Here is a 15605-nt window from a genome sequence, read left to right on the forward strand (position 1 = left end):
GAATTGTGTTTTGAATGAGATTGCTGAATAATCACAGCAGTATGTAAACGGAAAATTTTCAATGTAGACAACTATATAACTGCAAGGTCACGGGCAAATGCATAGATAGTTGATTAAACGGCAAAAAAAATAGGACTTTCCTTAAAAAGTCCTATTCATTACTAAGTTTATTTCAATCTTGATTTTGAGTAAATATGGGCTTTACAATAGCACAAGGCTATTTCGAAGTTTTTTTTACTCATTATCAATATTAAGAAATTACAACTTCTTCAATACCCAAAGCTTTTCCTGCTGTTGGAGTTACTTGGAATTCAACTGGAGCTTTTTTCTCATCTTTGAATGCTTTGCGAGGCTTGATACTCAAGATTTGGAATAACTCTTTATCCGAATTCACATTAGGGTTTGGCGTTGTCAACAACACGTCTCCAGAGAAAACTGAGTTAGCACCAGCCATGAAACAGAAAGCTTGCCCTTCGTAAGAAAGCTCCAAACGACCAGCCGACAAACGAACCATTGATTTTGGCATGATAATACGAGCCGTAGCGATTGTACGAACCATATCCCAAACCGAAGCAGGATCTTGTCCTTCAAGTGGTGTACCAGCAACTGGTACAAGGTTGTTGATAGGTACTGAATCTGGATGTTTTGGTAAGTTAGCTAATGTCTGAAGCATACCAACACGGTCTTTAGACGATTCGCCCAAACCAATGATACCACCCGAACAAACGGAAAGATTTGCTTTACGCACGTTTTCTAGCGTATTCAAACGATCGTCGTAAGTTCTAGTAGAAATAATATCATCATAATGTTCTTCTGAAGTATCTACGTTGTGGTTGTACGCGTACAAGCCTGCATCTTTCAACTTTTGAGCTTGTTCTTCTGACAACATACCCAAAGTACAGCATACTTCCATACCCAAAGCATTTACGCCTTTCACCATTTCCAACACTTTGTCGAAATCACGGTTGTCACGTACTTCACGCCAAGCCGCACCCATACAGAAGCGAGAGCTACCTGCATCTTGTGCTCGTTCAGCAGCAGCCATTACCTCCTCAACTTCCATCAATTTCTGAACTTTTACGTTCGTGTGGTAGCGAGCCGCTTGCGAGCAGTAAGAACAATCTTCTGGACATCCACCAGTTTTGATTGACAACAATGTACTTACTTGTACTTCTTGTGGGTCATGGTGTTGACGGTGTACAGTAGCTGCACGATATACTAAGTCTAAAAAAGGAAGGTTATAGATTTCTTCAATCTCTTCTCTTGTCCAGTTATTTCTAATCATATCCATATTGTTTGCAAATTGATACGATGCGACACATCGCAATCGTGTTACACAATACCAAAATTAAAAAGGACTTCCCGTTCCACCAAACGAGAAGCCCTTTTGTGTAGCATATTTAGCAAAATAACTATTTGAATTCAATTGCAAAAGGCATCAAAGCCAAATAGCCTTCTTGTGTCTTAACTTTCTGAACCTGTTTTACATAAGATGCCATTTCACCAAATTGTGCTTTCAAGAATTTAGCTTCCATTTCATCTTCTTTCTTATCCATAAGTTCTTCGAAGAATGATTTTGGTGTTGGATAATATCTTACTTTGTAGTCATCTGTTTTCACTTTAGCCATTTTGGCAGCAATTTCGATAGCCTTGTTTAAGTCTCCCAAAACATCCACCAAACCATTGGCTTTGGCTTGCTCGCCTGTCCAAACACGACCTCCTGCCAAAGATTTCAATTTGTCGATATTCATGTGACGACCTTGAGCCGCTTTTGAAGTAAAGGTTTCATAACCTGCATTTACACGAGCTTGGAACCAGTTTTTCTCGAAATCAGTCAATTCTCTTGTTACCGTAGGAAAATCTGAATGCGCATTGGTATTCACACGATCGTGAGTGATTCCTAATTTATTTTTAAAGAAGTTTTCAAAATTGAAGAACTGCGCAAAAATACCGATTGAACCCGTAATCGTAGTTGGCAATGCCACGATAGTATCAGCGCCCATAGCCATGTAATATCCACCCGAAGCAGCATAATCGCCCATAGACGCCACTACAGGTTTTACTTTTTTGGCTAACTGCACTTCATGCCACATCACATCCGAAGCCAATGAGGAACCACCTGGGCTATCAATACGCAATACAATCGCTTTTACTTTTTTATCGTCACGTGCTTTGCGCAATTCGGCTATAAAATCATCTGAGCCAATATTACCCGAACTTGCTTTAGCTCCTTCAATCGTACCTTCCGACACGATTACGGCAATACGGTTTTCTGAATCGTTGAAAGGAATGGCAGATTCAGCTTTCATGAATTTACCTAAACCAACATAAGTCAATTTGTCGTCGGCATCGATATTCAACTTCTTTTTCAAGGCTGTTTCAAATTCATCCAAGTAGCCAACATTAGTCACTAGCTTAGACTGCAATGCACCTTTAGGTTCGTAAGCCGTTAGTTCATCCGCTACTTTCTTCAATGCCTCAGCACTAATTCCTCTCGACGTAGCAATTTGAGACATGATTTGATCATTGATAGAACCCAATAACTCATTGTATTGAGCACGGTTTTCCTCACTCATATTTTCACGAATGAATGGCTCAACCGCTGACTTAAATTGTCCTACACGAAATACTACTGGCTTGATATCTAGTTTATCTAGTGTACCTTTAAAAAAGGATATCTCGGCACTAATACCATTAAAATCTAACCCACCAGCAGGATTCAAGAAGATTTTGTCTGCCACCGAAGTAAGGTAATAGCCTTTTTCAGTAAAAGACTCTCCGTAAGCATAGATAAACTTCCCTGATTTTTTGAAGGCCAACAAAGCATCTCTAATTTCTTGTAACTGAGCATATCCACCCATAGGATAATGCGCTTGAAGAGAAATCCCTTTGATATGTGTATCGACTGCCGCACGCTTAAGCGCTTCACGAATTTGTACCAAACCGATTTCGTCGCTATTATCGGCAAAAGGACCACCTAAGTTCTTCAAAGGATTTTCGTCCTCTGCTACATTTTCAACGATAGGATGATTAAGGTCTAATTTTAAGACAGTATTCTCTTTCAAGGCTGTTTTGTCCTCGCTACCGCCAATGGCTGCTGCGATGCCTATCAAAATAAAAAAGCCAAAAAGGAAGAAGAGAAAAAGACCAACAATGGTCGCAAATACATTTTTGAGGAATCCTAGCATACTTTTAAAAGATGTTAAAGAAATACCTTACAAGTAATTCTTTGAAAATGTGTTATTACGTTTTGGTTTTGTTTTGTATTAGCGGTCAACTTCAGAGTAAGGTAAAATTAAAAATCTCTGAAAACCTTTTTAAGTCAAGAACTGCAAAGTTAATTTTTATACGAATTGTTACACGCTTTTGTTTAAACTATTGAGTAAGCGACATTCTTGGACTTAATCATTCAAAAATAAAATAGAGCTAAGGTATCTCTAGTAATTTGTGTTGTGTGGAAAAAGACAGGGATAAAAGGTGTAGGTAAAATTTAAAAATAAAAGCCCAAGCAACAGTGTTGCTTAGGCTTTCAGGATATTAGTTTTGAGACATAAAGTACTCAATCAATTTCGATGCGCTATTAACGTCTTTTTCAAGCACCTGTAACTCAAACTGAGCATCTTTCGAAACTTCCGATTTGATACCTGCCAACGACAAGCGCGACTGAATATCTTCGGCAGAACCGAGTGTTTCAAACTCAGCAATTGTTACAAGCTCTAAGCTTCACCCGAACATGTTACGGTAATCTTCACGAGATTTCAAGATTACTTGGTGAGCCACTTCGCTACCATAAACATCGTCGATATCTACAGCTACTTTTTCTTCACCTGGGATATTTTTGTAAGTCAAGAAGTAGTGAACCAAACGGTCGATGATGCTTTTTGGACAATCTTTGATGTCTTTCCATTTACCGTACATTGAGTCGTCTTTCAATACAGCAATGATTTTGTCATCAGCTTCACCTTTGTCAATCATACGGATACCACCGATAGGGATAGCTTCGCAAATGATGTCACCATGCGTGATAGCACGTTCAGAAAGAACCAAAATATCAAGAGGGTCACCATCTCCTTTTTCGATTTCTTTACCAGATGCGCTACGAGCCAAATCAGCCGTCAATTCACCACAGTATGTTTGAGGCACAAAGCCGTACAAAGCAGGTACAATGTTAGAGAATTTTTGAGGACGGTCGATTTTCAAATACCCTGTTTCCTTGTCGATTTCGTATTTTACTGTATCAGTTGATACGATTTCGATAAATGAGTTCACAACTTTTGGCATATCCTTTCCGATTTGGATACCATGCCAAGGATGGGCTTTATAAAAATTACGTTGCATAAGTAATAATTGCAGTCTCCACTGCGGGTTGTTGGTGAGATTACTCACGGTCTTTCATCAAGGATAGAGGGCAAGGAGTTTCCTCCGCTTGTTACTAATTGATAGCCTTGATGTTAGACTATTAGTTTAAAATTAGCGTATATTTTTTCTTGTAAATATTCAACTTCAACCTCTAATTGCTTAGAAGCAGCCACAAAGATACTTGATATTGTGCAATTCTTATCGTCTGTCTCAAGAAATAACTGCTTAATTGGGATAGATGTGATTAAACGGACAGCATTTGATTTATCTTGTAAAAGCGCCGCTCCCAAAGATATATACATTTGATGATGAAGAAGTTGCTTTAAAATTTGCTCATTATTATTAAAGCCATGAATCAACCAAGGGAACTTGGGACGTAACAATTTTTTAATTTGGATTATTTCCGAAAAAGCTCGCACACAATGAATCACCATAGGCTTCTGGAATTCTTCAGCGATTTGGATTTGTGTTTTAAAGACATTTATTTGAAAAGTCCAATCTGTTTGACAGATTTTGTCCAAGCCACATTCACCTAAAAACAAGACTTTGGGATGGGATAAAATCCTTTTTAACAAAGCTAAATCCGCTTCTAATTGAGTTTCTTTCAAATACCAAGGATGTAAACCCGCCGAAAAATATTGATTGGGTAATGAACTCTCAAGCTGTTTTATCCAAACTTCGTCAGGTATCGCCGAATCTATTATCAGATTTTGCACCTGAGTAATAGATTCGTCTGGCTCGAAATGATGCGTGTGGATATTGAGAAACATGTTTTTATTGAGTGATTGGAGATTGAGTGCTTGAGTGATTTTTCCAAAAATCTATCTTGGTGATTCGCGAAACATGGCGTCTCATCACTTCAAAATTAAAACAATTCTTCCACAAATTGATTTATCATAGACGGGTTACCGTATTCGGCAATGAGCTATGGTTTATGCTTTTCACTCATTTGCCCATGTTAACAATGAAATATTATTTAGGATGTCATCTATATCGGTTATTTGGTTCAAAAGAGATTTACGTTTGCTCGATCATCTACCTTTGCAAAAAGCAATTGAATCGGGGAAGCCACTTTTACTTTTGTATATCTTCGAACCAAGTTTAATCCAAGATGTACATTATAGTCCTCGGCATTGGCAGTTTGTATGGGAATCCTTAATAGATTTACAGAAAAGACTGTCCCAAATACACCCCAACGCCAAACTTTGGGTAGTTCGAGAAGAAGCCTTATCCTTTTTTGAAAAACACCTTTCCTCCTATCCCATTCATTCGCTTTACTCTTACCAAGAAACAGGAATTTCAAAAACTTTTGAAAGAGATAAAAATCTTTCAAAATATCTACAATTACAACATATTCCTTGGCACGAATATCAGAGCAATGGAGTCAGAAGAGGACTTATGCACCGAGGAGATTGGATGAAATCGTGGTATGCTTTTATGCACGAAGCACAGGCAATGCCCAACTGGTCAAAAGCAATTTTCTCAGACCTAGATTTGTCTGCTTTTGAAATAAACAGTTTTCAAGCCATTTGCCCTGATTATACTCCTACGCACCCTATGCAACCCGGAGGAGAATCGTTTGCTCAAAAATATATGCAGAGTTTTTGGAAAGAACGGTGCAGATTTTACTCCAAACATATCTCAAAACCACTCGAAGCGCGCAAATCTTGTAGCAGGCTTTCACCTTATATTGCTTGGGGAAACCTTTCTATCAAACAAGTGTATCAGGGATGTTTACAACAAAGTAAGAAAAGTCCTTCCCTAAAAAGGCCTCTCGAAAACTTTAGCTCAAGACTGCGTTGGCATTGTCATTTTATCCAAAAATTTGAGTCGGAGGATCGTATTGAGTTTGAAAACCTCAATCGTGGCTATGATGATTTATTTTTTTCTGATAATCATCAACATTTCGAAGCTTGGACTAAAGGACGAACAGGCTATCCGCTGGTAGATGCTTGTATGCGCTGTTTGGTAAGCACAGGATATCTCAATTTTAGGATGCGTGCTATGCTGGTTTCGTTTTTGACTCATAATCTAGCCTATCATTGGAAGCCAGCAGCCTTGTTTTTGGCTCAACAATTTCTAGACTTTGAGCCTGGCATTCACTATCCACAAATTCAAATGCAAGCTGGGGTAACTGGCATCAATACCGTCAGAATTTATAATCCTACCAAGCAAGCCCAAGATCATGACCCTGAGGGGGTTTTTATCAAACAATGGGTTCCAGAACTAACCAATTGTCCCGTAGCTTTGATTCATGAGCCTTGGAAATTAACCCCTATGGAACAGCATTTATATCAAATAGAAATCGGGAAAACATATCCTTTTCCATTGATGGACATAGAAAAGGAACATCAAAAAGTAAAGGAGCGGATTTGGGGACACAAAGCCAAATCGGAAGTTAAGCAACACAAAAAGGCTATTTTGACAAAACATGCGATACCTTTTCAACAAAAGTCTTGATTTAGGCTCAGGTAGATTGCAAAGAAGTGTAGTGCAAAGCTGGTTTTTTCCGTACCTTTGCAACCAAATTCTGAAATAACAAAGAAGTCCTCAAGATAGGACCTATACACAAAGCAAATTAGCACAATGATTTATCCGATTATACCTTACGGCGACCCCGTTCTCAGAAAAGAAGCTGAAGATATTGAAAAAGGCTCGATTGATGTTAAACAATTAGCCGAAGATATGTTCGAAACCATGTATGCGGCTTCTGGCGTAGGTTTGGCTGCTCCACAAATTGGTATGAGCATCCGTATGTTTGTCGTAGATGGTCGCCCATTCAATGAAGGCGAAGACCTTGACGAAAGAGATAAAGACCCTTCTGTGGTAGATTTCAAAAAGGTATTCATCAATGCTGAAATCTTAGAAGAAGATGGCGACGAGTGGGGTTTTGAAGAAGGATGTTTGTCTATCCCAGGTATTCGTGCAGATGTTTACAGACCAGAATTTGTAAAAATCCATTATTACGATACCGACTGGAACGAACACACAGAAGTATATGAAGGTTTGGCAGCTCGTATTATCCAACACGAATACGACCATATCGATGGCATTTTGTTTACTGACCACCTTAGTCCCGTGAAAAAACGTATGCTTAAAAATAAGCTCAGCGACATTTCGAAAGGCAAGGTAAAAGTTGACTATAAAATGAAATTCAAATAACATCTATCCCAAATCTAGTAATGCAGATTTGGGATTTTTTGTAGATACTCATGAAAAATATACTTGCAGGATTATTCTTTGCGATGTTGTGGGCTTCAGCATCGGCTGCTACCAAAATTGGACTATTAGATGCCCAACCATTCGTAATTGGTAATTGCCGATTCTTTATTGCTGGATTCATCATGTTGAGCGCTAGTTTGATTCTTCAAAAATCTCGACTCCCACAAGGCAAAGAGTGGAAACAACTAGCCATTTATGGCTTTTTGAATGTAACCCTCTATTTGGGTTGTTTCGTCTTGGCTATGAAAAAAGTTTCTGCTGGCATTGGCTCGCTTTCTACGGCTACCAATCCTTTAATTATCAGTGTCATTTCTGCAATTTGGATGAAACGTGCTATCAAAAAAGGAGAACTCACTGGGTTAATTCTTGGGATTTTAGGGGTAGCTATTGCAACTTATCCATTATTAGTAAAAAGTTATGCCAGCGTCGATGGACTATTGATTTTGGCTACTAGTATGATTTCCTATTCGGTGGGCACGATTTACTATTCTCAACAAAAATGGGATTTACCATTGTTGACAATCAATGGTTGGCAAGTACTTATAGGAGGTATTATGTTGTTACCTGTTACATTCTTCATGACAGACTGGGAAAATAATCACTATACAGTACGCTTCTGGAGTTCGGTATTTTGGTTGGTTGTTCCTGTGTCTATTGCAGCAGTACAGCTTTGGTTGTATTTGCTTAAAACAGATGCAGTCAAGGCTTCACTTTGGTTATTCTTGTGCCCTATTTTTGGTTTCTTATATGCCTCTGTCCTTCTCGACGAGCCTATTACCACTTATACTTACATAGGAACGGCATTGGTAATTTTGGGTCTTTATGTAGCACAACGAGAAAAATTTCAGTCTAAATCATCAACCTAGGCTCGAATTGAATTAATTTGGCTAAAGAAATAATGTTGAATGGTGAACTAGTATTGTACCAAGGGTTTTAAACAATTTCAGATTGGAAATTTCTGATTTCGGAAATAAAGTAAAATACCTTAATTTTTTACAAAATAGAGGAGTTTACATTTCCAAAATCTCCAAAAGTAGTTAATTCATCCACAATCTAGTCCCCAAAACAGATATTTTTTGTCGAATACTTACAGCCTAATGCACATAAAAAACCGAAAGCCCATTATAATCCCGATACACTATTTATGTTAAGAATCCCTAAACTATTATTGCCTTTACTATCTCTTTCATTACTTGCCTGTAGTTTTTTAAAAGATTCTGTAGAAGATGCCACATGGCAAGACCTTGGCTGTGATACCACACAAAAGGTCAGTACTTTGGCTATTTATGACATGGTACATCCTTTTTATGAATCCGATACTTTTTTACAACTCAATATCAAACCCACTGCTATTTACGTAGCTACGGTGGGGGTACGTCAAGAGGTGGAAATGACCGCCTACAAGCTTGACTCGCTCAATCAAATAACGTCGATACCTAATCCTGCAGGAACAATCGGAGTAACACCTACTTGGGTCGAGCAGGCTTATTTAGGTTCGCTTATTCATACGCCTCATTATTTGTACGACCGTTGGACAAGGATTCTTGAAAATGACCGCGCAACCTTTCTGGCCAAACGAGATTCTATCAAAACCACAATGGCCGAAAAGCACAGTAGTATCAAGGTTATTTCTGATTTACGCTCTATTGCCAACCAACGCAAATATCTATCTCGCAAACGTACTGCCTCGCCTGTATCTATGCATAACTTTGGTTTAGCTGCAGATTTTGCCATTTTTAGAGGTCACCGAATCTCGAATACGCTTGCGAGCTACAAACCTTTGGATACACTCACTGCTCATTATGGACTCACTTGGGGAGGTAACTTTGTCGGTTTTATGGACCCTGGCCATATTCAGTATTTCAAAAATGGAGCAACTTTGGTTCAAAAATATCCTGTATTAAGATTTGAATTTGAACCCTACCGAGAGTTTTATCTCAATACAGTCGAAAAAGCAGTGAAAGCAGGAAGAATTAATCGAGTAGTTGATACAGCGGATTTATTGACCTTACTTAATGAGCTTCGCAGAAATCAACCCTGTACTTGTGGAAAAATCAAAAAGCAAATAAATACCAACACCTTAGAAAAGGTAAGGGCATTGCTTCAAAAAACGCCATATAACGCATTAAACGATATTGTATTGATTGGAGATTTGGGTTATCAAACGCTTTCACTTATATCAGCAAAAGGCATTATTACCCTAGAACTAGGAAAATGGAGATAACAGAATGGCTTTGCAACTTTGTCAAAGACTACACTTTGACAAAGTTGAGCCTAGTGTAATTAGGTATTTATCGCTAAAATTAGTGAATTAAGCAGAGGAAAAATCCTCAAAGTTATGCTTGCATAACTTTATCTCTTGCAAATGTAAGACGCTTTATCACCGTAAACAATCTTTTTAAGAGAAAACTTTTGTTAACTATTTATATAACAGCATACTTACAACTTATACCCTCTCAAGAAATCTTGGATACCCATACGCTTCTTCATTTCTAATTGAAGTTCCTCAATCGCTAACCACCCTTCGGCGCATTTAAAGTATAGATAGCTTTTATGATCACTTACCCACTGCCCTACAGGAATATCCTCATTGGATTCAAAACTGGTCACAATACTTGTTTTGTATACCTTACAAGACTTGTCACCAAGGAAAGTCCATGCTGCAGGATAAGGCGACAAACCACGCACAAAATCGTACACTACTTTAGCGGGTTTTTCCCAATCAATTTGACAAGTTTCCTTAAAAATCTTTGGTGCATGATGTAGTACCTGATTTTCGTTTTGCGGGTCTTGCGGATAACTCCCCGATTCGATGGCACGTACCGTTTTGAGAACCAGTTTTGCACCTAGATTCATCAATCTTTCATAGACGGTTCCAACATTATCCTCCTCATGAATAGGTTCTTTTTCTTGAAAAATCACAGAGCCTGTATCTATTTCATGCTTCAAAAAGAAGGTAGTCACCCCCGTTTCTTTTTCGCCATTAATAATTGCCCAGTTGATTGGTGCTGCACCACGATATTGCGGCAATAATGAACCATGTAAGTTAAATGTACCCAAAGGTGGCATTTGCCAAACCACTTCTGGTAACATTCGAAAAGCAACTACGATTTGTAAATCTGCCTGATAACTTTTGAGTTCTTCCAAAAATGCAGGAGCTTTCAACTTTTCAGGTTGTAGAATAGGAATGTGTGGTGCATTGTTCAATATATACTCTTTCACAGCCGACATACCCAACTTTTGCCCACGCCCGATTGGTTTATCGGGAGCTGTTACGACAGCCACAACCTCGCAACCATTTTCTACCAAAATTCTTAAACTCTCTACCGCAAATTCGGGCGTACCCATAAATATAATTCTCATAATTATTTGATTGTCTATTTTCTCTTAAAACTCTAAAAACGTTTTTTAAAAGCCACTTTTTACATTTTACAAAACAATTTGGTACTGTGTTTCGTTATTGAAAAGCAGGATTAAAAACAGGCAGTTATATTTATTCTTTTAAAAACACAAAAGGGATTTCTTTTTGAAAAAGCATAAAAATAAGCTATCTTTGTAATCTCAATTCACACAAAATGAAAAGAACACAAGCAATAACGGCACAAATATAACTTCGATTTTCTACAAAGGTCTTAAAATCTTGTAGAACGGTCAGAAGCCGTTCTTTTTTATTTGTCTGAGTTGAAACTTTAATTGGGAATTCCGTCTTTTTGCTGGCAAGAAATTGTCAGTAATTTTTTTTGTATTCACCACCAAATCAGTCTAAAACATTTTAAACATAGCAGAACAGTATGGCAAAGGTACAGTATTATACGCAGGAAAAACTTGATGAGCTAAGAGCAGAACTTCATTTCCTTAAAATCCAAGGACGTGCAGATATGGCTAAACAAATTGCTGAAGCTCGTGACAAAGGCGATCTTAGTGAAAATGCGGAGTATGATGCGGCCAAAGATGCACAAGGATTATTGGAATTAAAGATTTCTAAAATGGAAGAAATCGTAGCTAATGCACGTGTATTAGATGAATCTTCTATTGATACCTCTAAGGTTTCGATTCTTTCCAAAGTTAAAATCAAAAACCGCCGTAATGGTATGGAGGTAACCTACACGATCGTGTCGGAAGAAGAAGCTGATTTAAAAGCATTTAAAATCTCAATTTCTTCGCCATTTGGTCAGGGTTTATTCGGCAAAAAAGTAGGTGACGTAGCCGAAATTACCGCTCCTGCTGGAAAACTAGAATTCGATATTTTGGAAATTTCTCGCTAATATTCTCTGCTTTACTTCCTCTAAGCTTTTATTCTAGCGAAAAGTCCATAAATATTTTGGAATAAATTTTGCAAAAGCCCTCATTGAGATAAATCAATGAGGGCTTTTTTGTAGTTTTATAATAATATTCAAAACATTACCCTACAAGAATGGAACGAAGTACTTGCTTAGCAAATTTTTTCGAGCATCTATCGTTGTCAAACTAAAACCCTGAAATAAGACCTATATTTCGTACATGCAATTTTTATATCCTAGTTTTTTGTGGGCTTTGCTAGCGGCAGCCATTCCTGTTATCATTCACTTGTTTAATTTTCGCAGGACCAAAAAGGTTTACTTTACCAATGTCGCTTTTTTAAAAGCCGTTAACACGACCACTTCATCCTTTCGCAGACTCAAGCATTTGCTGATTATGGCCGCCAGAATCCTAGCGATTATTTGCTTGGTGTTGGCTTTTGCTCAGCCTATTCTTACTCCAAAGTCGGGGAATATTGCCAAAAGTGCTGGCTTGACCAGCATGTATATCGATAACTCTCTATCGATGCAAAACGAGTTGAACAAAAAGAGTTATCTCGACAAAGCAATCAATAAAGTAGAAGAACTACTAACGGCGTTTCCGCAAGGTTCGAGACTGCAATTGGTCACCAACGATTTTTCGGCACAAGAACATAGCTTGAACAATACCCAACAAATCAAGGAGCGAACCACAACCATTGATTACACCCATACGCCTCGTACCGTCGAAAACGTGCTCAAGCGCCAAATCAGTCTTGCAGCCAAACATCAATCTCAAGGTGGAAATCAATTTATCCTTTTTTCTGATTTTCAAAAAAGTACCGCTGGCGCTCTCAATCGCTTAAAAGTAGATACTTCGAGTACCGTATTCTTAGTTCCTGTGCAAGCCAAAGCTATACAAAACGTTTTTGTAGACTCAGTTTGGTTAAATACGCCTTTTATCAGAGAAATGCAAGTGAACACTTTGACGGTAAAACTTTCTAATACTGGCGAAAGAGCAGTGCAAAACCTACCGATAAAACTATTTGTTGACGAAGTACAGATTGCTTCGGCGGTAGCCAATATCGATGCTCATGGCGCTGCCACTGCTAATTTTAATTTTACCGTAAAAGATAAAGGCTTCAAAAAAGGAAGAATTTCTTTTGATGATACGCCTGTTACTTTCGATAATGATTTTTACTTTGTGTTGCATGCTGCTCCTAAAATTCGTGTCCTTCACTTATTTGGGCAAAGTGCTCCAGAAAAATTTGTCCAACACGTTTTTGAAAACGATAGCGTGTTTGTGTTACGTAGTGTTTCGGCAAGTAATGTAGATGTAGGTCAAATCAGAACCGCAGATTTGGTGGTGGTCGAAGGCGTGCAAGTGATAGATGGCAGTTTGAGTGTGAGCCTACAAGATTTTATCAAAGCTGGCGGTTCGGTCATGGTGATCCCTCCTACGGCTCCTGATATAGCCAATTATAATTCATTTTTAGGAAAGTACGGTATTCGCAACATTCAACTCAAATCGTCTACACCATCTGACTTAAGTATTCTAGCTGAGCCTAGCAAATCTGGTGGGTTCTTTGGTGATATTTTCGACAGCTCAAATCTTCGTGCGTTGCTGCAAATGCCTTCACAATCGGCGAATTTGACATGGCAAGTAGCTGGCGAAAAGCTTTTACAGTTTCGCAATGGCATGCCTTATTTGAGCAGTACAAGTGTTGGTCAAGGTGAAATATACTTGGTAGCCTCGCCACTCGCCAAAGAATGGGGAGACTTTGCTCGAAATGCCTTGTTTGTCCCAATTATGTACAAAATCGGTGCGCTTAGTGTTCGTCAAGAACCATCGGCGTATTCGTTCAAAGAAAATACTTTTACGTTAGAAGTAGATAATGCTAATGCAAACACAAGCTTTAAGCTCAAAAAAGGCAAGCTCGAACTGATTCCGATTCAGCAACTTAACGGTAAGCAACTGACCATTGAGCTTCCCAAAGCAAATCAACTCAATGAAGGTCAAGAAATAGAATCAGGCTACTATGAATTGATGAATAATGGAAAAGTAGATCGTATTTTGGCCTTTAATCATGACCACAGCGAGTCACAAATGGAATTTTATTCGAGTGAAGAATTAAAATCTATTTTTGGCAATCAGAAAAACGTTCAGGTTTTTGACCAAATTGATGATACCGATTTTGTCAAAACATTTAAAGAACAAAACTTTGGAAAAGCGTTGTGGCGCTATTTCTTGATTAGTGCACTTCTATTTTTGGCGATAGAAATCTTGTTAGTGAGATTTTTTAAATAATTTCAGCAAGAGCTTTAACTAGCAACGAGCAGTTAATCAAAAACATTTTTGCAGTCACTTAGTTATTTTATAAGATCAGGGTTATCTTGATTTCACATTCAAAACAATTATCAAAATGGCATTACAAAAAGGCGATAAAGCTCCAGCATTCACGCTTTATAATACAGAGAAAGCTGAAATTTCATTGGCAGATTATCAAGGCAAAAACGTAGTATTGTTGTTTTTCCCATTTGCATTTACAAGCGTATGTACAGCAGAATTGTGTGAAATGCGCGATAATATTCTTACCTATTCAAGCCTTAAAGCTGAAATTTTGGCGGTATCGGTAGATTCTTTATTTACTTTAGGAAAATACAAAGAAGAGCAAAATCTTCCATTCCATTTGCTTTCTGATTTCAATAAAGAAGTTTCAACAGCTTATGAAAGTATTTACGATACATTTGCTTTTGGGACTAAAGGTGTTTCTAAACGTTCGGCATTCGTAATTGATGCTGAAGGTATTATTCAATATGCTGAAGTGTTGGAAAACGCTGGCGATATTCCAAATTTTGCCAATGTAAAAGAAACATTAGCATCACTAGCTTAGTTTAAGAGTAATGAATAGTAGTTGTTAAATATCAACTACTATTCATTCACATTCATACCTTTTACTTATGCTAAAATATTTTACCATATTCATTGGTGTACTTTTAGGGTCTGGTTGTTTTTCACAAACAACAGACCCTAATTTGTTTTATAAAGAGCAAATTCGAATCAACCAAGACGGTATGAAAGTATTGGGAGGTTGGGCGGCGGCCAATATGATTGCCAGCGGCATAGCTACTGGGCAAACCCAAGGAAGCACTAAATATTTCCATCAAATGAACATTTATTGGAATATTGTAAATGGAGGCTTAGCAGCGCTAAGTACTTTGCAGGCCAACAAACAACTACAACGGCTACCTAACAATTGGGAGACAAATAGGGCTTCACAAAAGAAAATTGAAAAACTTTTTCTCATCAATACAGGGCTTGATTTAGTGTATATTGGTACTGGAGCATATTTACTGAATAGAAGCTCAACGAGCTGCAACTCTCCAGAAATGCTCAAAGGATATGGACAATCACTGATCTTACAGGGTGGATTCTTATTCTTATTTGATGGTGCCATGTACTTACTTCACCATAAACATGGTGTAAAGCACAGCAAGCTCCTCAACCAAATAGCATTTGATGGACAAAGGATTTCACTCACATGGGTATTTTAAATAATTGAGTGATTTGAAATTGAGTGAATGAGTGATAATTTAAAAATTGTATTCTGGCTGTAGAGTCGCAATGATTGCCTCTTAAGCTGAGTGATATCTAGCATAGTAGCATCAAAAAAGCGGTCAGGAAATATTTCCTGACCGCTTTTTTGATGAAAACTTAGAGAATAACCCCAATCTTAAAATTCGGGATGGCTCCTTTAAACCTAACTA

The 15605-nt window shown here is 38.0% G+C and carries 13 protein-coding genes; 8 read left to right on the plus strand and 5 right to left on the minus strand.

Annotated features, from left to right (window positions below; genetic code table 11):
• Positions 1 to 250 precede the first annotated feature (250 nt).
• From bioB to QM524_RS15740, 4 genes are all read right to left on the minus strand, one after another.
• On the minus strand, positions 251 to 1291 hold the full coding sequence (bioB, locus tag QM524_RS15725) for a biotin synthase BioB (protein WP_166577170.1): 1041 nt from the start codon (positions 1289 to 1291) through the stop codon (positions 251 to 253).
• Between the two features lie 121 nt (positions 1292 to 1412).
• The gene (gene sppA / locus QM524_RS15730) at positions 1413 to 3188 is read right to left on the minus strand and encodes a signal peptide peptidase SppA (protein ID WP_283345300.1); all 1776 of its coding nucleotides are present in this window, start codon (positions 3186 to 3188) and stop codon (positions 1413 to 1415) included.
• 535 nt (positions 3189 to 3723) lie between these two features.
• Positions 3724 to 4338, minus strand: coding sequence for an inorganic pyrophosphatase (locus QM524_RS15735; protein WP_095160220.1), 615 nt, complete (start codon positions 4336 to 4338; stop codon positions 3724 to 3726).
• Between the two features lie 113 nt (positions 4339 to 4451).
• Entirely contained in the window at positions 4452 to 5129 is a 678-nt protein-coding gene (locus QM524_RS15740) for a TatD family hydrolase (RefSeq protein ID WP_283345301.1), read from the minus strand.
• A 211-nt stretch (positions 5130 to 5340) separates the two neighbouring features.
• Here QM524_RS15740 and QM524_RS15745 point away from each other — a divergent pair, with 211 nt between their 5' ends.
• The 4 genes from QM524_RS15745 to QM524_RS15760 all read left to right on the plus strand — a co-directional run bounded on the left by QM524_RS15745 (position 5341) and on the right by QM524_RS15760 (position 9805).
• Positions 5341 to 6819 carry a cryptochrome/deoxyribodipyrimidine photo-lyase family protein gene (locus QM524_RS15745; protein ID WP_283345302.1) on the plus strand — a complete coding sequence of 493 codons (1479 nt, stop codon included), beginning with the start codon at positions 5341 to 5343 and terminating at the stop codon, positions 6817 to 6819.
• A gap of 126 nt (positions 6820 to 6945) precedes the next feature.
• A complete protein-coding gene (gene def, locus QM524_RS15750) occupies positions 6946 to 7521 on the plus strand; it encodes a peptide deformylase (protein ID WP_095160223.1) in 576 nt (191 codons plus the stop codon).
• A 50-nt stretch (positions 7522 to 7571) separates the two neighbouring features.
• Complete coding sequence (locus QM524_RS15755; protein WP_283345303.1) at positions 7572 to 8447, plus strand: DMT family transporter; 876 nt, start codon at positions 7572 to 7574, stop codon at positions 8445 to 8447.
• A 278-nt stretch (positions 8448 to 8725) separates the two neighbouring features.
• A complete protein-coding gene (locus QM524_RS15760) occupies positions 8726 to 9805 on the plus strand; it encodes a M15 family metallopeptidase (protein ID WP_283345304.1) in 1080 nt (359 codons plus the stop codon).
• Between the two features lie 215 nt (positions 9806 to 10020).
• On the opposite strand, the gene fmt is transcribed toward QM524_RS15760, so the two are convergent.
• Positions 10021 to 10944 (minus strand): methionyl-tRNA formyltransferase, encoded by a 924-nt coding sequence (fmt, locus tag QM524_RS15765; protein WP_283345305.1) that lies wholly within the window; start codon positions 10942 to 10944, stop codon positions 10021 to 10023.
• Positions 10945 to 11372: 428 nt separating this feature from the next.
• Between fmt and greA the strand changes: the two genes are divergently transcribed.
• The 4 genes from greA (at position 11373) to QM524_RS15785 (ending at position 15392) form a co-directional block, all read left to right on the plus strand.
• Positions 11373 to 11846 (plus strand): transcription elongation factor GreA, encoded by a 474-nt coding sequence (gene greA, locus QM524_RS15770; RefSeq protein ID WP_095160227.1) that lies wholly within the window; start codon positions 11373 to 11375, stop codon positions 11844 to 11846.
• Between the two features lie 235 nt (positions 11847 to 12081).
• The gene (locus QM524_RS15775; protein WP_283345306.1) at positions 12082 to 14145 is read left to right on the plus strand and encodes a BatA domain-containing protein; all 2064 of its coding nucleotides are present in this window, start codon (positions 12082 to 12084) and stop codon (positions 14143 to 14145) included.
• 115 nt (positions 14146 to 14260) lie between these two features.
• Positions 14261 to 14731, plus strand: a complete 471-nt coding sequence (locus tag QM524_RS15780; protein WP_095160229.1) for a redoxin domain-containing protein — start codon at positions 14261 to 14263, stop codon at positions 14729 to 14731.
• 67 nt (positions 14732 to 14798) lie between these two features.
• Positions 14799 to 15392 carry a DUF6992 family protein gene (locus QM524_RS15785; RefSeq protein WP_283345307.1) on the plus strand — a complete coding sequence of 198 codons (594 nt, stop codon included), beginning with the start codon at positions 14799 to 14801 and terminating at the stop codon, positions 15390 to 15392.
• The last annotated feature ends 213 nt before the right edge of the window (positions 15393 to 15605 follow it).

It is taken from the genome of Flectobacillus roseus (assembly GCF_030056595.1).
Taxonomy (GTDB): domain Bacteria; phylum Bacteroidota; class Bacteroidia; order Cytophagales; family Spirosomataceae; genus Flectobacillus; species Flectobacillus roseus.

Coding starts and splice junctions, on each gene's coding strand:
- bioB (WP_166577170.1), bottom strand. CDS start 1,291: ATGGATATGATTAGAAATAACTGGACAAGAGAAGAGATTGAAGAAATC.
- sppA (WP_283345300.1), bottom strand. CDS start 3,188: ATGCTAGGATTCCTCAAAAATGTATTTGCGACCATTGTTGGTCTTTTT.
- QM524_RS15735 (WP_095160220.1), bottom strand. CDS start 4,338: ATGCAACGTAATTTTTATAAAGCCCATCCTTGGCATGGTATCCAAATC.
- QM524_RS15740 (WP_283345301.1), bottom strand. CDS start 5,129: ATGTTTCTCAATATCCACACGCATCATTTCGAGCCAGACGAATCTATT.
- QM524_RS15745 (WP_283345302.1), top strand. CDS start 5,341: ATGTCATCTATATCGGTTATTTGGTTCAAAAGAGATTTACGTTTGCTC.
- def (WP_095160223.1), top strand. CDS start 6,946: ATGATTTATCCGATTATACCTTACGGCGACCCCGTTCTCAGAAAAGAA.
- QM524_RS15755 (WP_283345303.1), top strand. CDS start 7,572: ATGAAAAATATACTTGCAGGATTATTCTTTGCGATGTTGTGGGCTTCA.
- QM524_RS15760 (WP_283345304.1), top strand. CDS start 8,726: ATGTTAAGAATCCCTAAACTATTATTGCCTTTACTATCTCTTTCATTA.
- fmt (WP_283345305.1), bottom strand. CDS start 10,944: ATGAGAATTATATTTATGGGTACGCCCGAATTTGCGGTAGAGAGTTTA.
- greA (WP_095160227.1), top strand. CDS start 11,373: ATGGCAAAGGTACAGTATTATACGCAGGAAAAACTTGATGAGCTAAGA.
- QM524_RS15775 (WP_283345306.1), top strand. CDS start 12,082: ATGCAATTTTTATATCCTAGTTTTTTGTGGGCTTTGCTAGCGGCAGCC.
- QM524_RS15780 (WP_095160229.1), top strand. CDS start 14,261: ATGGCATTACAAAAAGGCGATAAAGCTCCAGCATTCACGCTTTATAAT.
- QM524_RS15785 (WP_283345307.1), top strand. CDS start 14,799: ATGCTAAAATATTTTACCATATTCATTGGTGTACTTTTAGGGTCTGGT.